The sequence below is a fragment of the Microbacterium sp. NPDC097977 genome, assembly GCF_040302605.1.
Lineage (GTDB): Bacteria > Actinomycetota > Actinomycetes > Actinomycetales > Microbacteriaceae > Microbacterium.
The window spans coordinates 16,500-35,188 of record NZ_JBEOUR010000036.1 but is presented as its reverse complement, the minus strand read 5'-3'; the positions used below and the strand labels follow the sequence as shown (position 1 = coordinate 35,188).

19 protein-coding genes are annotated in these 18,689 nt (G+C 69.5%); 12 read left to right on the top strand and 7 right to left on the bottom strand.

Annotated features, from left to right (window positions below):
* Positions 1-56 precede the first annotated feature (56 nt).
* Both ABTZ43_RS09975 and ABTZ43_RS09970 read right to left on the bottom strand, forming a co-directional pair.
* Positions 57-287, bottom strand: coding sequence for a DUF5629 family protein (locus ABTZ43_RS09975; RefSeq protein ID WP_350538664.1), 231 nt, complete (start codon positions 285-287; stop codon positions 57-59).
* A 37-nt stretch (positions 288-324) separates the two neighbouring features.
* Positions 325-1,341, bottom strand: a complete 1,017-nt coding sequence (locus ABTZ43_RS09970) for a sugar-transfer associated ATP-grasp domain-containing protein (protein ID WP_056417823.1) — start codon at positions 1,339-1,341, stop codon at positions 325-327.
* A gap of 79 nt (positions 1,342-1,420) precedes the next feature.
* Here ABTZ43_RS09970 and ABTZ43_RS09965 point away from each other — a divergent pair, with 79 nt between their 5' ends.
* Positions 1,421-2,128, top strand: coding sequence for an alanine racemase (locus tag ABTZ43_RS09965; protein WP_235564121.1), 708 nt, complete (start codon positions 1,421-1,423; stop codon positions 2,126-2,128).
* Positions 2,125-3,165: an alanine racemase gene (locus ABTZ43_RS09960; RefSeq protein WP_350538663.1), complete on the top strand. Its 1,041-nt coding sequence runs from the start codon at positions 2,125-2,127 to the stop codon at positions 3,163-3,165. Before ABTZ43_RS09965 ends, ABTZ43_RS09960 begins: the two co-directional genes overlap by 4 nt.
* Positions 3,166-3,235: 70 nt before the next feature.
* Here the strand turns inward: ABTZ43_RS09960 and ABTZ43_RS09955 are convergent, their stop codons facing one another.
* Positions 3,236-3,451 (bottom strand): DUF7455 domain-containing protein, encoded by a 216-nt coding sequence (locus tag ABTZ43_RS09955; RefSeq protein WP_045255025.1) that lies wholly within the window; start codon positions 3,449-3,451, stop codon positions 3,236-3,238.
* Positions 3,452-3,631: 180 nt separating this feature from the next.
* On the opposite strand from ABTZ43_RS09955, the gene ABTZ43_RS09950 reads away from it, so the two are divergent.
* Complete coding sequence (locus ABTZ43_RS09950; protein WP_410477432.1) at positions 3,632-5,734, top strand: DNA gyrase/topoisomerase IV subunit B; 2,103 nt, start codon at positions 3,632-3,634, stop codon at positions 5,732-5,734.
* 28 nt (positions 5,735-5,762) lie between these two features.
* Here ABTZ43_RS09950 and ABTZ43_RS09945 read toward each other — a convergent pair whose 3' ends face one another.
* Complete coding sequence (locus ABTZ43_RS09945; protein WP_350538662.1) at positions 5,763-6,980, bottom strand: glycosyltransferase; 1,218 nt, start codon at positions 6,978-6,980, stop codon at positions 5,763-5,765.
* Positions 6,981-7,012: 32 nt separating this feature from the next.
* On the opposite strand from ABTZ43_RS09945, the gene ABTZ43_RS09940 reads away from it, so the two are divergent.
* From ABTZ43_RS09940 to ABTZ43_RS09925, 4 genes are read left to right on the top strand one after another with little or no spacing between them, the layout of a single operon-like run.
* Positions 7,013-8,002, top strand: coding sequence for an NAD-dependent epimerase/dehydratase family protein (locus ABTZ43_RS09940; RefSeq protein ID WP_350538661.1), 990 nt, complete (start codon positions 7,013-7,015; stop codon positions 8,000-8,002).
* Complete coding sequence (locus tag ABTZ43_RS09935) at positions 7,999-8,796, top strand: MBL fold metallo-hydrolase (protein ID WP_350538660.1); 798 nt, start codon at positions 7,999-8,001, stop codon at positions 8,794-8,796. The genes ABTZ43_RS09940 and ABTZ43_RS09935 overlap by 4 nt, the downstream gene beginning before the upstream one ends.
* A complete protein-coding gene (locus tag ABTZ43_RS09930; protein ID WP_350538659.1) occupies positions 8,796-10,088 on the top strand; it encodes a F390 synthetase-related protein in 1,293 nt (430 codons plus the stop codon). The genes ABTZ43_RS09935 and ABTZ43_RS09930 overlap by 1 nt, the downstream gene beginning before the upstream one ends.
* Complete coding sequence (locus tag ABTZ43_RS09925; RefSeq protein WP_056417803.1) at positions 10,082-11,017, top strand: 3-oxoacyl-ACP synthase III family protein; 936 nt, start codon at positions 10,082-10,084, stop codon at positions 11,015-11,017. Before ABTZ43_RS09930 ends, ABTZ43_RS09925 begins: the two co-directional genes overlap by 7 nt.
* Positions 11,018-11,048: 31 nt before the next feature.
* Here the strand turns inward: ABTZ43_RS09925 and ABTZ43_RS09920 are convergent, their stop codons facing one another.
* Positions 11,049-13,490 (bottom strand): DNA gyrase/topoisomerase IV subunit A, encoded by a 2,442-nt coding sequence (locus tag ABTZ43_RS09920; RefSeq protein WP_350538658.1) that lies wholly within the window; start codon positions 13,488-13,490, stop codon positions 11,049-11,051.
* Positions 13,491-13,565: 75 nt separating this feature from the next.
* On the opposite strand from ABTZ43_RS09920, the gene ABTZ43_RS09915 reads away from it, so the two are divergent.
* Positions 13,566-14,687, top strand: coding sequence for an alkaline phosphatase family protein (locus ABTZ43_RS09915; protein ID WP_350538657.1), 1,122 nt, complete (start codon positions 13,566-13,568; stop codon positions 14,685-14,687).
* An 8-nt stretch (positions 14,688-14,695) separates the two neighbouring features.
* On the opposite strand, the gene sepH is transcribed toward ABTZ43_RS09915, so the two are convergent.
* A complete protein-coding gene (gene sepH, locus ABTZ43_RS09910; RefSeq protein ID WP_056417795.1) occupies positions 14,696-15,733 on the bottom strand; it encodes a septation protein SepH in 1,038 nt (345 codons plus the stop codon).
* A gap of 197 nt (positions 15,734-15,930) precedes the next feature.
* Between sepH and ABTZ43_RS09905 the strand changes: the two genes are divergently transcribed.
* Entirely contained in the window at positions 15,931-16,224 is a 294-nt protein-coding gene (locus tag ABTZ43_RS09905; RefSeq protein WP_045255033.1) for a DUF4193 domain-containing protein, read from the top strand.
* A 141-nt stretch (positions 16,225-16,365) separates the two neighbouring features.
* Here ABTZ43_RS09905 and ABTZ43_RS09900 read toward each other — a convergent pair whose 3' ends face one another.
* On the bottom strand, positions 16,366-16,830 hold the full coding sequence (locus ABTZ43_RS09900) for a DUF3093 domain-containing protein (protein WP_149422977.1): 465 nt from the start codon (positions 16,828-16,830) through the stop codon (positions 16,366-16,368).
* Between the two features lie 12 nt (positions 16,831-16,842).
* Here ABTZ43_RS09900 and dut point away from each other — a divergent pair, with 12 nt between their 5' ends.
* Genes dut through ABTZ43_RS09885 form a run of 3 tightly spaced genes read left to right on the top strand, consistent with a single transcriptional unit; the run spans position 16,843 to position 18,627 of the window.
* A complete protein-coding gene (gene dut / locus ABTZ43_RS09895; RefSeq protein WP_056417788.1) occupies positions 16,843-17,316 on the top strand; it encodes a dUTP diphosphatase in 474 nt (157 codons plus the stop codon).
* On the top strand, positions 17,309-17,896 hold the full coding sequence (locus tag ABTZ43_RS09890) for a DUF3710 domain-containing protein (protein ID WP_056417784.1): 588 nt from the start codon (positions 17,309-17,311) through the stop codon (positions 17,894-17,896). Before dut ends, ABTZ43_RS09890 begins: the two co-directional genes overlap by 8 nt.
* Entirely contained in the window at positions 17,893-18,627 is a 735-nt protein-coding gene (locus tag ABTZ43_RS09885; RefSeq protein ID WP_056417781.1) for a DUF3159 domain-containing protein, read from the top strand. The genes ABTZ43_RS09890 and ABTZ43_RS09885 overlap by 4 nt, the downstream gene beginning before the upstream one ends.
* Positions 18,628-18,689 lie beyond the last annotated feature (62 nt).

Here is an 18,689-nt window from a genome sequence, read left to right as displayed (position 1 = left end):
ATGCGGCCTGCGCCGACATCGCACCAACACTCCCTGCCATCAGCAGGGGCCAGAATTTACGCATCATCATCGGCTTCATCCTCGTCGTTATTGTTGCCGGTGAAGGCGCTCATGCAGATCAGGCGGTGCTCGCCCGAATCACCGGTAAGGGTCCAGCTGTGCAAGGTGTCATCGAAGGTGGCGGCCTGCACTTGCTCTAGGCTGAAGCTCCAGCGTTTTTCCGCGCGGCCGTCCATGGCAGTGATCAGCAGTTTTTCTTTGCCGAGTTCAAAATCGATGGGCTGCACGCCTTCGATTTTGAATCCGGGCCTTCTCGCATCGCGGTCAGAAACCGATGGCAGCCTGGTAGCGCGGCTTGTGTCCGGTGCGGATGCCGGTGACGCTGGGCTTGTTCTCGTACACACCCGCTCCCCAGTTGCCCTCGACGAGCACGGGGCCGTCGGGGGTGACGACGATGTCCCAGCCGACATACTGGATCTGCGGCACGACTCTGGCGACCTGATCGACGAAGTCCCGGACCTCGTCCATCATCGGCAGCTGGAAGTCGGCGATGGGAAAGCCCGAGTCCGGGTGCGTGACGTGCACGTGGCCGTGCGAGTCGTAGCCGGGTCCCCTCGAGTGTCCGTTCTCGTCGAGCATCGTGTAGAAGCCGCCGAAGCTCATCTGGTCGCTCACCGCGCCCCGGCCGAACTTCTGGGCGATCGCGAGGATGTGCGTCTTCTCGCCGTCGAAGAACGCGGTGATGCGCGTGGTGTTCACCGTTCCCGGGCAGACGGCAGCGAGGTCCTCGTGCTGGCGGATGACCTCTTCGACGAGCACCTGCTTCTTCGCGAGCAGCTGCGCGTGGAACGCCGTCCAGTCGGCGACGTCGGCGGCGTGGTAGCGGTGCACGCCGGTGCCGGCCTGTCCGTGGGTCTCCTTGACGACGATCGTGCCCTGTCGCTCGGTGAAGGCGCGCAGCTCGTCGGCGTTGCCTTCGGTGATCAGCATCCACTCGCGCTTGAGGAAGGCGTCGAAGCGGGCGTCGAACTCTGCCTTGTCATGGAAGAGGTGGCGGTAGTCCGGGTGGTCGTACTGCTGGGAGATCTGATTCGAGACCGGGTGGGTCATGAACGTGTCGCGCTCCGCCTTGGTGAGGATCGCGAAGTCGTAGTCGATGTAGTCCTGGAAGCCGACGTTGTGACGACCGGCGGACCACAGCATGTCGACCACGACGACGGGCACGGCCTTGCCGTGCTGCTCCGAGGCCTCCTTGGCCCTCTCGATCACCGACGCGACGTCGATGCGGCGGGCGCGGTCCGCCAGGTAACGGAGGCGGGGCGCGAGGGAAAAACGTGACATGGGTCTCCAAGGTCGGGGTCGCATCCAGTCTACGGCGGGCACGACTGCCATTCTGGGAGGCCGGAGTTAGGGTGGAAGCGTGTGTGAGAAGACCTCCAGCTCCCGTCCGCGCGCGATGATCTCGCGGGCGGCATTGGCCTCCGCCGCGGCCGAGGCCGTCGCCGCCGGAGGCCGCGTCGCGGATCTGCGCCGAGATGCCTGGGGGCACGGGGTCCTCGCCGTCGCGCACGCGGTCACCGCCGCCGGAGCCTCCGCCGTGCGCGTGGACTACGCCGAGGAGGTCGAGGCGCTGCGCCTGGAGGGCATCGACGCCGTCATCCACGGGGAGGCCGACATCGATCCCTTCCTCCTGTACGGTCTGCCCGATGCCGAGGGGGACCTTCGTACGGCCCCGGTGATGCGCCTGACCGGATCCGTCCTCTCGACGAAGCCGCTCGAACCCGGTGATGCCGTCTCGTACGGCTACACCCACCGGGCCGCGCGGGACACGACCGTCGCACTCGTCACCGGGGGATACGCCCAGGGGATCGTGCGCAGTCTCGGCAACGCCGCCCACGTCGAGATCGCGGGCACCGAGCGGCCGATCATCGGCCGTGTCGCGATGGACGTCTGCGTGATCGACCTGCAGGACGCGGGGGAGACGGAGCCCGGCGTCGAGGTCACCTACTTCGGCGGGCGCGGGCCGTCCGCTCCCGCACTCGCCCGATGGAGTGCGGTGACGGGGCTCTCCGTCGCGGAGCTGATCACGGTCGCCGGAGCCCACGCCGAGCGGGGGTGGGAGGCATGAGCCGGCCGGTCCTCGAGATCAGCACCGCGCGATTCGCCGCCAACATCCGGGCGGTGCAGGAGCGCATCGCGCCCTCGGCGCTCATGGTCGTGCTCAAGGACGACGCCTACGGTCACGGACTCGGCTGGGCGGTCGAGGCCGCCCGAGATGCCGGGGTCGAGTGGTACGGCTCGTACGACGTCGCCAGCGGGATCGAGGCCCGTCGGGCGCTCGGAGACACCGGACGGATCCTCGCGTGGGTCACGTCGACGGATGCCGAGATCGACGAGGCGCTGCGTGCGCGGATCGACCTCGGTGTGGGAAGTGCGGAGTATCTGCGGCGGATCATCGCGCGCGCGCATCACCTCGGGCTGCGGGCGCGGGTGCATCTCAAGATCGACACCGGCCTGCACCGCAACGGTCTGCTGCCGTCGGAGTGGGACGGCGTGCTCGTCGAGGTCCGCGCTGCCGAGACCGCGGGGGAGATCGAGCTCGTCGGCATCTGGAGTCACCTGGCCGAGGCGAGCGACGCGGAGGACGACGAGGCGCAGCGACTCTTCCTCGAGGCCGTCGATGTCGCCGAACGGACCGGCGGGACGCCCGAGGCGCTGCACCTGACGGCGTCGGCCGCTTCCTGGTGGCGACCGGAGCTGCGCGGATCGGTGTCGCGGATCGGCGCGTTCTGCTACGGGGTCCGGTCGGCGGACGGTCCGGAGCTCGAGGGGATCGAGCCGATCGCGCGCCTCGGTGCGGATGTCGTCGAGATCGTGGAGGGCGCCGCGGTGATCGGGGTCGGTGCCTTCGACGGCATCCCTTCGTCGTTGGCGGGCTGCCGTGTCGGGACGCCGCAGGGCCCGCGCGAACTGCGACGCATCGATGCGACCACATCGGTGGTCGCAGGGTGGTCAGGCGCAGCCGTGGGCGATCGGGTGTGGGTGTTCGGACCCGGGACGCACGGCGAAGACAGCGCCACCACGCTCGCCGAACGCATCGACACGGTCGGCGAGGAGATCCTCACCCGGCTGACGTCCCGTGTGCGCCGCGTGGTCACGCCGTGAGTCGCGTGGTCATGCCTCAACGAGAGCGGGACCCGTCAGAAGACGGGTCCCGAGGCTGATCGATCCGAGATCAGTCGATCAGACGAGCGGTCTCATCGTGCCAGCTCGTCGCGACGCTGCGAAGCTTCTCTTCGTACTTGCGGCCGTGGTGGGCGCAGAAGAGGAGCTCGGAGCCGTTGACCTCGGCGGCGATGTACGCCTGAGCTCCACAGGAATCACAGCGATCCATGGCGGTCAGGCGGAACTCGACGGTGGAGGTCTCACGTTCGGTCGTTGTTGCGTTCATCTCGGTGCCTCCTTGAGTGTCGGGTCCCGGCTGGGCGTGTTCAATACAACCACGCCGTCACTGTGGGCATGCCCGGTTTGCGGCGTGTTTCGCTCAGCGCGTACGCTGCGCACCTCTCTCACCCGTCCGCGGGGAGTGTCGTGGGCGTCGGAGGCCGTGCGGAGAATAGACTCGGACATTGTGACCGCCGAGTATTCCGCCCATCATCTCCAGGTGCTCGAAGGGCTCGAGGCCGTCCGCAAGCGCCCCGGTATGTACATCGGCTCGAACGGATCGCCCGGCCTGATGCACTGCCTCTGGGAGGTCATCGACAACGCCGTCGACGAGGCCGTCGCCGGCAACGGATCGAAGATCGACATCATCCTGCATGAAGACGGAAGCGTCGAGGTCCATGACCGCGGTCGCGGCATCCCCGTCGACGTCGAACCGCGCACCGGACTCACCGGCGTCGAGGTCGTGTTCACGAAACTGCATGCCGGTGGCAAGTTCGGCGGCGGCTCGTACGCCGCGTCGGGCGGTCTGCACGGTGTCGGCGCCTCGGTGGTGAACGCCCTGTCGGAGCGTCTCGACGTCGAGGTGGACCGCGGCGGCAAGACCTACGCGATGTCGTTCCACCGCGGTGAGCCCGGACTCTTCGCCGACAGCGGCGAGAAGCGACCGGATGCCGTGTTCACGCCGTTCCGCGACAAGAGCGAGCTGCGGGTCATCGGCAAGGCACCGCGGGGAGCGACCGGAACCCGGATCCGCTACTGGGCCGACCACCAGATCTTCACGAAGGATGCCGCGTTCCAGCTCAACGAGCTGGTGACGCGCGCGCGACAGACGGCCTTCCTCGTCCCCGGTCTCGAACTCGTCATCCGCGACGAGCGTGCGGCGAACGGCTCCGAGGTCGAAGGTCAGCCGATCGAGACCTCCTACCGCTATGACGGCGGTATCTCGGAGTTCGTCGAGTACCTCGCGAACGACGCTCCCGTCACCGACACCTGGCGCATCCAGGGCGAGGGCACCTTCAAGGAGACCGTCCCGGTCCTGCAGGCCGACGGCCACATGATCGCGACCGAGGTCGAGCGTGTCTGCGCCGTCGACATCGCCATGCGCTGGGGCACGGGCTACGACACGACCACGCGGTCGTTCGTCAACATCATCTCCACGCCCAAGGGCGGCACCCATCAGCAGGGCTTCGAGCAGGAGCTGCTCAAGGTGCTGCGTTCGCAGGTCGATCAGAACGCACGACGGCTGAAGGTCGGCGCCAACGACAAGCTCGAGAAGGACGACGTCCTCGCAGGCCTCACCGCGGTGCTCACGGTGAACGTCCCCGAGCCTCAGTTCGAGGGGCAGACCAAGGAGATCCTCGGCACACCGGCCGTGCGCCAGATCGTGGCCCAGGTGCTCCGCAAGGATCTCGCGGCCCGCTTCAGCTCCACCAGACGCGACGATAAGAGCCAGGCCACTCAGCTGCTCGACAAGGTCGTCGCCGAGATGAAGGCGCGCGTCTCGGCGCGCGCACACAAAGAGACGCAGCGACGCAAGAACGCACTGGAGTCGTCGACGTTGCCCACGAAGCTCGTGGACTGCCGCACGAACGAGGTCGAGCGCAGCGAGCTCTTCATCGTCGAGGGCGACTCGGCGCTCGGCACGGCCAAGAACGCGCGCAACAGCGAGTTCCAGGCCCTTCTGCCGATTCGCGGCAAGATCCTCAACGTGCAGAAGGCCTCCGTCGGCGACATGCTCTCCAACACCGAGTGCGCGTCGATCATCCAGGTGATCGGTGCGGGCTCCGGACGCAGCTTCGACATCGACGCCGCCCGCTACGGCAAGGTCATCCTGATGAGTGACGCGGACGTCGACGGCGCCCACATCCGCACGCTGCTGCTGACACTGTTCTACCGCTACATGCGCCCGCTGATCGAGCACGGCCGGGTCTTCGCGGCCGTGCCGCCCCTGCACCGCGTGATCGTGATCAATCCGGGGTCCAAGCCCAACGAGACGATCTACACGTACAGCGAGCAGGAGATGCATGCGCTGCTGGCCAAGCTGCGCAAGGCGGGCAAGCGCTGGCACGAGCCGCTGCAGCGGTACAAGGGTCTCGGAGAGATGGATGCCGAGCAGCTCGCCAACACGACCATGGATCGCGGCGGACGCCTGCTGCGCCGGGTGCGCATGGAGGATGCCGAAGCCGCGGGGCGGGTGTTCGAGCTGCTGATGGGCAACGAGGTGGCTCCGCGCCGGGAGTTCATCATCGACTCGTCGGACCGGCTGTCGCGCGAGTCCATCGACGCCTGACGTCAGCGCCAGACCACGACGCCTGGCCTCAGCGCGCGGCCGTCATCGCCGCCCTGTACACGGCGAGCAGCGCGTCGCGGTGGGTGTCCTGGGCGACGCGAGTGCGGTGCGCGAGGGCTGCGGCGCTCATCGCGGCGACGCGGCCCGGGGCATCCTGCAGGCTGCGGAGCGCACGCACGAGTCCGGCGGCATCCGGCGTGGGGGTCACCAGTCCTCCGCCGTCGGGCAGCATCTCGGCCAGATCGGGGTCGGTGACGATCACCGCCAGCCCGGAGGCGAGGCCCTCGAGAATCACCATCGGCTGGTTGTCGAAGTCGAGAGACGTCGAGACCAGCACGTGCGCACGGCGCATGGCATCGAGCACCCGCGACTGGGGCACCGCGCCGTGCACGATGAGCCGCCCGTCCGGCAGGTCGGCCGCGGCGGACGACACAGCACGACGAGAGACGCCGTCACCGAGCATCTCGGCGCTGATCCCCGGAAGCCGACGCACCGCGTCGACGAAGACGGACGGGCGCTTCTCCGGAGACAACCGCCCGCACCATACGACCCGGAGATCCTCGCCGGCGCGCAACTCGCGGGGTGTCGGCCAGCCGACCGCATCGAGCACACTCGCCTCGAGTCCGTTCGACAGGACGGTGAGGGGAGTGCGCACCCCCTGCGCGACGAGCTTCGCGGCGAAGTGGGCGGAGGGCACGATGACCTGGTCGGCGTGGTTCGCCTGACTCACCATCAGCCGCCACATGCGGCGCGCCATCCGAGTCGCCGCGTACGGGGCCGTCGGGTCGAGTCGTGCCTGTGCGTGGCTCATCCGGTGCCGGTGCATCGCGGCGAGCAGCATCGTCGTGACCGAGGGGAGGGGGAGCACCGATCGCGTGTAGACGTCGATGCGCCCGTGCATGGTCTGCACCACGGGCACGCCCAGCGCCCTGGCCGCGTCGAACCCGGCCAGTGCGGCGAACATCTCGGTGTGCACGTGCACCAGGTCGATCCTGCGGGCGCGGAGCTCGCGGCGCAAGGACTCCGCCGCGGCCCGCGGGGGCCAGGTGAACGGGTAGCCGTCGGGGGCGAAGCCGCGGGCGGTCGGCAGCCGCACCACGTGCGGGTCGTCGCTCTCCGCGGCCAGCGGTGCGAACACGAACACCTCGTGCCCCGCCTGCTCCAGCGCCTCGCGGTGTGCCTTGATGACCGTCTGCACACCGCCCAGCGTCGGCAGGTAGTAGTCGGTGACCATGGCTATGCGCACACGACCACAATAGGGCGGCTAGGGTGAGGGGCATGTCCGGAGCCCGTGTGCTGGTGACGGGGGCGAGCGGGTTCCTCGGCGGGCGCGTCGTGCCCGATCTGCACAGGCACGGCTACGAGGTCTTCGCCGCGGGCCGTGACCTGACGGCGCTCGCGCGGGTGGCCGACGAGGCGCATCGGGTTCCCGGCGACCTCGCGTCGCTGCGGCGCCTGGACCTCCCGGTGGACGCCGTCATCCACTGCGCCGCCCTCTCGACGCCGTGGGGTGCGTGGCGGGACTTCCGGTCGACGAACATCGAGGGCACGGGCCACGTCGTGGAATTCGCCCGTCGCAACGGTGTGCGCCGGATCGTGCACGTCTCCTCGCCGAGCGTGTACGCGGCGCCGCGCGATCGACTCGGCATCCGAGAGGGGGATGTCGACCGCAGCAACCGCCTGAACGGCTACATCCGGTCGAAGATCGCCGCGGAGGACCTGCTGCTCGAGGCGCGGGATGCCGGCACGATCCCCGAGCTGGTCATCGTGCGCCCGCGCGGACTCATCGGAGTCGGTGATCCGAGCCTCGTGCCGAGACTCCTCGCGGTGCATCGGCGGATCGGGGTGCCGCTCTTCGACGGAGGCGACGCCCTCATCGACCTCACCGCGGTCGAGAACGTCGCCGCCGCTCTGCGCCTCGCGCTGCACCGCGGCGATGCCGCCGGGGGCGTCTACAACATCTCCAACGACGATCCCCGACGATTCCGTGACCTGCTCACGACCCTGCTCGGCCTCCTCGGACAGGAGCCGCGGTTCCGTCCGCTGCCCCGGCCCCTCGCCTGGGCCCTGGCCGGTGTTCTGGAGCGGGTCTGCTCCGCTCTGCCCTGGCGTCCGGAACCTCCGCTCACCCGCTACACCCTCACCACCATCGCCTACTCGCAGACCCTCGACGTCTCGCGCGCGAAGGCCGACCTCGGATACCGACCCGAGGTGTCCCTCGACGAGGCGCTCGCCCGGGTCGCGGGGCACATGACGGGGGAGTCATGACCGGCCGCCTCCGCCACTACGTGTGCGGGAAGACCGTGCACGATGTCGGCGCCATGTTCCACGGGGAGCCTCGAGGACGCCGGGAGTTCCCCTCCGGCGTGTTCCTGTACGACGCTGCGGACGGGCGGCGAGTGCTGTTCGACACCGGGTATGCCACAGGGGAGTGGCGCACGGGGTGGCGCGGTGCGGCCTATCGGCGCCTCCTGCCGCCGCAGGTGGACGACGAGGACGACATCGCGGTGCAGCTCCGCGGCGACGGTGTGGATCCGGCATCCGTCACGCACGTCGTGCTGTCGCACCTGCATCCCGATCACATCGGCGGCGTCCGCCGCTTTCCGCATGCGACGTTCGTGCTGAGCGCGGGACACCAGCGGACTCTCGCCGGACCGCGTTTGCGCGACGGGGTTCTGACGGGGCTGCTGCCCGACTGGTTCTCCGGGGCGGAGCGCCGCACTCTCGCCGACGACGCGTTCGTCGACGTCGCGGTGCGGGGCACGGTGCTGCGCGGGCACGATCTTCTCGGCGACGGCTCGTATCTCGTCGTGGACCTCCCCGGCCACGCCGACGGGCACCTGGGAGCCCTGATCGAGGACCGCGTCCTGCTCGCCGGTGACGCGGCATGGGGGACGGACTTCCTCGACGCCTCGGGACGACTGCGGATGCTCCCGCGTGCGATCCAGCACGACCCGCAGCGCTACGCGTCCACGGCGAGCACGCTGCGCGGCCTCGCCGCCGCCGGCATCCGCGTCGTCTGCAGCCACGACCCGCTCGGAGCCACGGAGCTGCTGAGCTGATGTCGCGACTGAGGATCCTGCGCGAGTTCGCGGCGGTGCGGTGGTTGCGTCCGCTGCGCACCCGAGCGGCGATCGAGCGGCGTCAGCGGCGCCTGCTGAGCGCGCACCTGCGGTTCCTGCGTCGTCGATCCCGGTACTTCGGAGATCTCCTCGCCACGCGATCCTTCGCGGACCTCCCGCTGATGGACAAGAGCGTCATGATGAGCCGGTTCGACGACATCAACACGGTCGGTGTCGGCAGGGATGACGCGCTGGCCCTCGCGATCGCGAACGAGCGCGCGCGGGAGTTCGACCTCGACCTCGGGTCCCACTCCGTGGGTCTCTCCAGCGGCACGAGCGGACACCGCGGCCTGTTCGTGGTGAGTGCGGCCGAGCGCGACGCCTGGGTGGGGGCCGTGCTGGCACGAACCCTCCCGCGCGGCGCCCTGCTCGGACACCGCATCGCGCTCTTCCTGCGCGCCGACAACACGCTCTACGAGTCGGTCGGCTCCGCGGCGGTGTCGTTCCGCTACTTCGACGTGTACGCGGACATGGCGGAGAACATCGCGGCCCTGCGCTCCTTCGGCCCGACCATCCTCGTGGCTCCGCCCTCCGTGCTCCGGCTGATCGCGCATGCCGCGGATGCCGGGGAGTTCGACGTCGTCCCGCAGAAGGTCTACGCGGTTGCCGAGGTGCTCGAGGTCTTCGATGCGCAGCGGATCACGCGATCGCTCGGACAGGAGCGTCTGCATCAGCTGTACCAGTGCACCGAGGGGTTCCTCGCGCACACCTGCCCGCACGGGGTCATCCACCTCAACGAGGACGACATCCTGGTCGAGCGGGAGTACCTGGATGCCGAGCGCTTCACCCCGATCGTCACGGATCTGCGTCGTCGTGCGCAGCCGATCGTGCGCTACCGCCTCGGAGACGTGCTGCGCGAGCGCACGTCGCCGTGCCCGTGCGGCACCGCCCTGACGGCGATCGAGCGCATCGAAGGGCGCGAGGGCGACACGCTGATCCTCCGCGGCCTCGACGGCCGCGAGGTGCCCGTGTTCGCGGACGTGATCACGCGTGCGCTGCTGTATGCCGACGGGTTCGACGAGTACCGCATCACGCAGATCGGCGAGTCGCGCCTGCAGATCGCCCTGGACACGGTCGATGATCGGTCTCGGCGCCGCGTGGCGGATGAGGTGCGGGCGCTCGCGCATCGACTCGGATGCGAGCGTCCGGACCTCGAGTTCATCGGATTCGTGCCGGACGGGTCGGTGAAGCTGCGTCGGGTCGTGCAGGGATGGGGGGAGCGGAGATGGTGAGGAACTGCGAGATCGCGGGGTGGGGGACATTCCTGCCCGACCGCACGGTGAGCTTCGGAGGCGAGACGCGATATCGCCTCGACGACGACACATCGCACCTCGACATGCTCGCGGAGGCGTGTGAGCGCGCACTCGCACACGCCGGCGTCCGCGCCGATCAGATCGATCTCGTCCTCGGTGCCTCAGCCGCCGGCATCCAGCCGATCCCGTGCACGGCGGCGCTCGTGCTGGAGAGGCTGACTCTGAGCGGTCGCGCCGCGGCGTTCGATGTGAACTCCACCTGCACGAGCTTCATCACGGCGCTCGACATCGCCTCGCGCTATCTGGACGCGGGGGACCACGAGACGATCCTCGTCTTCGCTGGCGACGTGGGCACACGGTTCCTCAACCCGGAGCAGCGCGAGAGCTTCGAGCTCTTCAGCGATGCCGGCGCGGCTGTGGTGCTGCGCCGTTCCGCGGATCCCGCACGCGGGGTGATCGCGAGCGCACAGCGCACCTGGCCCGCCTACGCGCACGACACGGAGATCAGGGGCGGACTGTCGGGGTCCCCGGCGCAGGTCTACGCGGAGCGGGACCCCGCGGACTACCTCTTCGACATGAACGGGCGCCGTGCACTGCTGGGGATGATGCGTGTGCTGCCGGAGTTCTTCGAGTCGTTCCATGAGAGCGCGGGCGTGTCCTACGACGACGTCGCGCTGTGGGTGCCGCACCAGGCATCCGCAGCACTCGGCCCGATGCTCGACCGCCTCGGTATCCCCGTCGAGCGACGCATCGATGAGGTGCGGCACTTCGGCAACATGGTCTCGTCCTCGGTGCCGTTCATGCTCGCCCGCGCGCTCGAGAGCGGTCGGGTGCGCACCGGTGACACGGTGATCCTGTGCGGCACGGCCGCCGGACTCACCGCCAACATCCTGGCGCTGCGCCTCTGACCGGGCGCGACCGGGCATACCGCGCGCGTGGTCAGACCAGGGTGCGGCCGATGCTGCCGATCACGCCGTCGATGGGCTGACCCGAGGCATCGCGCCTGGCGCCCGCCTCGGGGAGCTTTCGCACGGCACCGGTCGGGTCGACGGCCTGCGCCGGGGTCGGCCCGACCCAGGCGACCGTGAGCCGATCCTCGCCCTTCAGGAAGGAGTGCGCCCGGACGCCGCCCGTCGCACGGCCCTTCGCGGGATACTCCGCGAACGCCGACACCTTCGCTCGCCCCGGCTCCGTGCCCGGGAGGATGCTGTCGGACCCGGAGACGGTGGCGACCACCGCATCCGCGTCGGGGGCCACGGCTCCGAAGAAGAGGACCGTGGACCCTGCACCGAGCTTGATCCCCGCCATGCCGCCGGCGGGCGCACCCTGCGGGCGCACCGCGGACGCCGAGAAGCGCAGCAGCTGAGCATCGGTCGTGACGAACACCAGGTCGGCATCGTCTCGCGCTTCGACGGCTCCGACGACGGTGTCGCCGGGTTTCATGCCGATCACCTCGAGGTCCGGACGCACGGGCAGCGTCGAGGGGACGATCCGCTTCACCGTTCCCTGCGCGGTGCCGAGCGCGATCGGGGTGTCGCTGTCGAAACGGACGAATCCGAGGATCCGCTCTCCCCGCGTCGTGATCCCGAGGTAGTCCCGCAGCGGCGCGCCGGCGGCGAGCTGCACGGACGACGACGGCACCGACGGCAGGTCGACGGGGGAGAATCGCAGCACTCGCCCCTCGGAGGTCAGCGCGCCGATCTCGGCGCGCACCGTCGTCTCGACGGTGGCGAGGATCGCATCGTGCTTGCTGCGCCGAGGCGGCAGGGAGAGCTCCTGGCCCTCGCCGAGATCCACTCGCACCGCCCGCCCGGTGGTCGACAGGACGAGAACGGTGGGCGCATCCGCGATCTGGAGGTCGACAGCACCCTTCGTCGCACGAGGCTTGGCGGGAGCGGCGTTCATCAGCAGCGTGCGGCGAGGGGTGCCGTACGCCTCGGCCGCGGCATCGAGCTCCTTCGCGACCGCTGCACGCAGCAGCACGTCGCTGGCGAGGAGTTCACGCAGAGCTGCGATCTCGGCGAGAAGAGCATCGCGCTCGGTCTCGAGCTCGATCCGCGAGAACTTGGTCAGACGGCGAAGGCGCAGCTCGAGGATGTACTCGGCCTGCAGCTCGCTGAGATCGAACACCGAACGCAGCCGGGACCGCGCCTGCTCCGAGTCGTCGGAGGAGCGGATGACCTGGATGACCTCGTCGATGTCGAGGATCGCGATGAGCAGACCCTCGACGAGGTGCAGGCGCTCTTCGCGCCGGGCCAGGCGGTAACGACTGCGCCGGGTGATGACCTCGAGCCGGTGGGCGACGTAGACGCGGAGCATCTCCTTGAGCCCGAGCGTGCGGGGCTGCCCGTCGACGAGCGCGACGTTGTTGATGCTGAAGGAGTCTTCGAGGGGCGTCAGCCGGTACAGCTGCTCGAGCACGGCCTGCGGGTCGAAACCCGTCTTGACGCCGATCGCGACGCGGAGTCCGTGGTTGCGGTCGGTGAGGTCGGTGACATCGCTGATGCCCTGCAGCTTCTTCGCCTGCACCGCATCGCGGATCTTCTCGATCAGCCGCTCGGGGCCGACCATGTACGGCAGCTCGGAGACGATGATCCCGGTGCGCCGCGGCCCGAGCGGTTCCACCGAGACCTTGCCGCGCACCTTGAGCGCACCACGGCCGTTCGCGTAGGCGTCCTTGACGCCGTCGAGGCCCATCAGGATGCCGCCGGAGGGGAAGTCCGGGCCCGGCACGAACTCCATCAGCTCCTCGGTGGTGGCATCCGGATTCTCGAGCAGGTGCGTGGCTGCGGCGACGACCTCGATGAGGTTGTGCGGGGCCATGTTGGTGGCCATGCCGACCGCGATGCCGCTGGCGCCGTTGACGAGGAGGTTCGGGAACGCCGCAGGCAGAACCGAAGGCTGCTGGAACTGCCCGTCGTAGTTCGGCACGAAATCGACGACATCCTCGTCGAGGTTCTCGGTGAGGGCCATCGCGGGCGAGGCGAGCCGCGCCTCCGTGTATCGGGCGGCGGCGGGACCGTCGTCGAGCGATCCGAAGTTGCCGTGCCCGTCGACGAGCGGCACCCGGAGCGCGAAGTCCTGAGCGAGTCGCACCAGCGCGTCGTAGATCGCGGAATCACCATGGGGATGCAGCTTTCCCATGACCTCGCCCACGACGCGGGCGCTCTTGACGTGGCCGCGGTCGGGGCGCAGTCCCATCTCGGACATCTGGTAGAGGATCCGTCGCTGCACGGGCTTCAGGCCATCACGCGCATCGGGCAGCGCCCGGGAGTAGATCACCGAGTAGGCGTACTCGAGGAACGAACCCTGCATCTCGGTCTCGAGATCGATGTCCTGGATTCGCTCCGGTGCGAGCTCGGCAGGCGGGTTCTTCGGCATGGCCATCCTGAGTGTGCGAAGGCTGAGTTGTGCAAAGACTGAGCGCGTGGGGGAGCCTGTGTCAGACTGGCTCGGGTGTCCCTCATTCTACCGTCCGAGCCTGCCGCCGCTCGGAGCATCGTCGGGGTGGCGGACGACGTGTTCGACGCCCTTCACGGCGACTCCGCGGTGCTGCCGCGCGCCGAATCGGTCGTGCTGGTCCTCGTCGACGGTCTCGGGGCCATCAGTCTGCGCGCTCACGCCGGGCATGCGCGCGCCCTCACGGCGGGTATGGCGAAGAAGGACGTGGCGTACTCGGTCTTCCCTTCGACCACCGCGGCGGCGCTCACCAGCATCCTGACCGGTGCGTGGCCGGGCGAGCACGGCCTGGTCGGATACCGCGTCCGTGATCCCGCGCGGGACATCCTCGTGAACCAGCTGACCGGGTGGGAGTCCGAGGGTCTGGATCCGATGACCTGGCAGGCGGCCCCGACCGTCTTCGAGCGAGCGCGGGGGGAAGGGCGACCGGCATACGCGGTCGGTGTCGCTGCGTATGCCGAGAGCGGATTCACTCGGGCGACACTGCGCGGAGCCGACTTCGTCGCCGCGCAGACACCCGCGGATCGCGTGGCTTCGGCCTACGATCTGGCCGAGCGGAACCCCGGCGCGCTCGTCTACTGCTATCTGCCCGAGGTCGACAAGGCGGGGCATCGGTACGGCGTCGACTCCGCCCAGTGGGTCGCGGCGCTCGAGGAGATCGACGGCGCCCTGTCGCTCCGCGTGCCCCCGGGGGTCGGCGTCCTCGTCACCTCGGACCACGGGATGGTCGACGTCCCGGCGCACAGGCAGGTCGTCCTCGAGGCGGAGCACCTCGCGGGCGTCCGTCACATCGGCGGCGAGCCCAGGATGCTGCATGTCTACACGGACCCCGAGGCCGATGCCGCGGCCGTCGCCGCTCGGTGGTCCTCGGATCTGCAGGGACTGGCCGATGTGGGCACCAGGGAGGACGCGATCGCCGCGGGGCTCTTCGGGCCGACGATCGCGCCCGCCGCCGCGTCACGGATGGGCGACGTGCTGGTGGTCGCACGGGGGAACGGCGCGGTCTACGACGGGACCGCCGCAGACCAGCGCGGTCGTGGCATGGTCGGACAGCACGGCGGTCTCACCCCGGAGGAGAGACAGGTGCCGCTGCTCCGGCTGGGGGCCTTCGCGCGCTGACGCCGCGTCTACTCGTCGGTCTTGGCGCCGAAGACGATCTCATCCCACGACGGCATGGCGTTGCGCCGCTTGCGCCGCCCGCCGGTCTCGTTCGTCGGCTCGGCCGGTGCCGCGGGTTCGTCTTCGCGCTCGTCGGACTGATCGCCCTCGAACGCATCGAACAGCGCGATCGGTCCCGTCTCGTCGTCGTCGTCGGGATGCTCGAGGAGAGGGGCCGTCTCGCGCTGACCGCGGCGGCGGCGGAGCGCCTCGAGCAGATCGGCGGTCTCCGGGCTGGTGGTCGCGGATTCCGGTGCCCGTTTCGTCGCGGCGTTCTGCGCGGCGGCGGCGGACCGCTCGGGGATCGCGACGTCGTCGACCTCGCTCTCGGGGGTGGGCACCAGTCGCGGTCCGAACGCGCCGGAGTCGAAGCGGCTGTCGTCCTTGTAGGGCGACGGCTGGCGCTCGGCGTCGACCGCGCGCAACCGGGGGATCAGTCCGTCGGGAAGAGAGCCCTGACGGGAGAGCTGGGTCGCATCCGCGTTGAGCGGCGAGAGGGCGCTGCGGCGGGGATCGAAGCTCCAGCGCGCGTCGTGGTCGACGTCGTTGGCGCTGAACTCGAGCTTGATGACCCAACCGTTCTCGCCCTTCCAGCTGGCCCACCGCTCGGCGGAGGCCTCGACCTCTGCGAGCTTGGCGCGGATGGCGGTGCCGAACGTCGGCTGCGCGTCAGGCTCGACATCGCTGCCGATCAGGACGGGGACGGCGAGTGCCTGACCGATCACGTGCTCGCGCTCGGCGAGGACCGGACCCTCGAAGCGCACGACGTCCTCGACGGCGATGCCCAGCAGCTCGGCGACCTCGGTCGTGGTGAGTCCTGCGCGGATCTGCGCCTGGATGTCGCGCGGGCTCGCGGCGAGGCGCTGCGCGGCCGGCTCGCTCTGCCGTGTGGCGCGGCGGAGCTCACGATGCAGGACGTCGTCGATGGGCAGCGCGAACCGCTCGCCCGACTCGGTCGCGAGTACGAGCAGGCCTGCCTCCGTGCCGACGATGGTGACGTTTTCCATGCGAATGCCCCTCTGATGGGTGTCTGTTCATGGTGTCACGCGGGGCGGGCCCGAGGCGGGAATACTCTGGGCGTGCCGTGAGTTTGCTCTGTCGCACCCACGAGCATTTGCTTATTCCCTCGTGGTCATGCAAACTATGGCCGCCGATTACCCCCGACGGCGCACCACCCACTCGCATGAAAGTGGAGATTCACCACATGGCAACCGATTATGACGCCCCTCGAAAGAGTGAAGACGACTCCGAGTCGATCGAAGCCCTCAAGGAGCGTGTGCCGGACAAGCTCTCCGGTTCTTCGGGAGACGAGGATGCGGACAACCCGTCCAGCTTCGACCTCCCCGGAGCCGACCTCTCCGATCTCGAGCTCGATGTCGTCGTGCTGCCGCCGCAGCAGGACGAGTTCACCTGCATGAACTGCTTCCTCGTGAAGCACCGTTCGCAGCTCGACCACGAGGGAGCCTCCGGCCCCATCTGCAAGGAGTGCGCTGCCTGAGCGCACCAGAGCGAGAAGAAACGCGCCCCGGACCGTCATGGTCGGGGGCGCGTCGTCTTTTCCGAGGGGGTATCGCGTATGCCCGGGTTCCGCATGGCCCTAGGGCCATGCGGAGAGAGCGCAGAGACGGCAGAGAAGGGCTCAGCCCTGCGCGGCGATGATCGCCGCGGCGAGTCGGTCGGGCGTCCTGCTCGAGATCGTCCAGGTGTCGACGGGGTCATCGGGGTCGATGTTGGGCACCACGACCAGACCGTCGATGCCGCCGCGGATCAGGTGCCAGCCGCGTGCAGGAAGCCCCGGGCCGCGAGCCTGGCGGGCGTCCTCCGCCGTCAGAGCGATCGGCATGCCGAGGTGGCGGACCTCGATGTGCGCTCGACCCGCACTCAGCACGTCACCGTCGACAGCGACGACGGGGGTGACCGCGATCACGGCGATCACCAGCAGCGCCGAGACGGCGGCCCCGGCGACCAGAGCGATCGTGGAGCCGGCGGGCACCGCGATGAGCGCGACCATCGGGCCGGCGAGAGCCACCGTCACCAGCAGCCACAGGCTGGGGGACAGTCTCTCGCGGTAGCGGGTGCGCGTGTCGGGGTCGATGTTCTGCATTAGCCTCGGGGGGTGACTGATTCCGTTGATGTCCCCATTATCGCCTCTGTGGTGCCGGGATACGCTCACCCCGGCGACGCGGGAGCAGATCTGGTCGCTGCCGAGGCCGTGCACCTCGCACCGGGTGAGCGTGCCCTGGTCGCCACCGGAGTGCGGATCGCGCTGCCCGACGGATACGCGGCCTTCGTGGTCCCGCGCAGCGGGCTCGCCGCCAAGCACGGCATCTCGATCGTCAACTCGCCGGGCACCGTCGACGCCGGCTACCGCGGTGAGATCAAGGTGAGCCTGATCAACACCGACATCCACAGCGCGTACGATGTGGCCGTCGGCGATCGCATCGCGCAGCTGATCGTGATGCCGGTCACCCGTGCCGTCTTCATCCCGGTCGAGGAGCTGCCCGACAGCATCCGCGGCGAAGGCGGCTTCGGTTCGACCGGCTACCAGGCAGACACTCATTCCCCCTCGGCAGGACAGACCAATGACTGACAACAACGAGACTCCCTCCGCGCCGGCTCCCCACGATCGGGCCTCGCAGGGGCCCTTCGACGACTCCGAAGCGAACCCGGTGCGGCCGTACATCGATCTCGGTGGCATCAAGATCCTTCCCCGCGAGGGGCTCAACCTCCGCCTGGAGGTCGAGGAGCAGTCCAAGCGCATCGTCGCGGTCGGTCTCGACTACGCCGAGTCGTCGCTGCAGGTGCAGCCCTTCGCGGCACCGCGGTCCGGCGGGCTCTGGGACGAGACGCGCGTTCAGCTGCGCGACCAGGTGCGCACCCAGGGCGGCCGGGTCGAGGAGCGCGAAGGCCCTCTCGGAAAGGAGCTCCTCGCCGAGGTTCCTGCGGCCGCGAGCGAGGGATCGGAGCTGCGTCTGGCCCGTTTCATCGGCATCGACGGCCCGCGCTGGTTCCTCCGCGGTGTGATCGGCGGTGCCGCCGCCTCCGACCTCGAGGCCGCGGCCAAGGTCGAGGACCTGTTCCGCTCGATCGTGGTCGTCCGCGGGGGTGCGCCCATGCCGCCGCGCGATCTGATCCCGCTGAAGATGCCCGCGACTCCCGGCTCCGCGTGAGCACGCAGGTCCCCGAGCCGGAGCGCGAGCAGACGGCGTCGGACATCGTGGGCGCGGCCCTCGGCGGTGCGGCACGGCGCGCCGGACTGGATCCGAACGAGAGCAGCGCGACCGGCAAGGTCGTGTGGTCCGCGATGGGAGGCTGGCGTGGCATCCTGGAATCGGTGCTGCCGAGCCTCGCGTTCGTCATCCTCTTCACGGTTCGGCCCGAGCCCCTCATCCTGCCCCTCGGGGTCTCCGTCGGACTCGCGGCGGTGTTCACCGTCGTCCGGCTGGTGCAGAAGTCGCCTCCGTCGGCCGCGATCGGCGGTCTCGTCGCTGCGGCCGCAGCGGCAGCGCTCGCGCTGCTGACCGGGCGGGGCGAGGACAACTTCGTGCCCGGCCTCATCACGAACGCCGTCTACGGTTCCGCCATGCTCGTCTCCGCACTCGTCGGGTGGTCGCTGATCGGCCTCGCCGTGGGCTTCCTGATGGGGGAGGGCACCGCCTGGCGGAGTGACCGGCGCAAGCGCAGGGCATTCCTGTGGCTCGGCGTCGCGTGGGCCGCCCTGTTCTTCGCGCGGCTCGCGGTGCAGCTGCCGCTGTACCTGGCCGGCGACGTCACCGCACTGGGGACCCTGAAGCTGGTCATGGGCCTGCCGCTGTTCGCTCCGCTGATCGCGGTGACCTTCCTGGTCGTGCGGGCGCTGTATCCGCGCGCGTCGGATGCCGGAGACACAGCTCGGGCGTGATAGATTTATCTTGACATCAAGATAAATTGCAGGCTTCCGCTCGCGGGTCGAGCAGAGCAGAC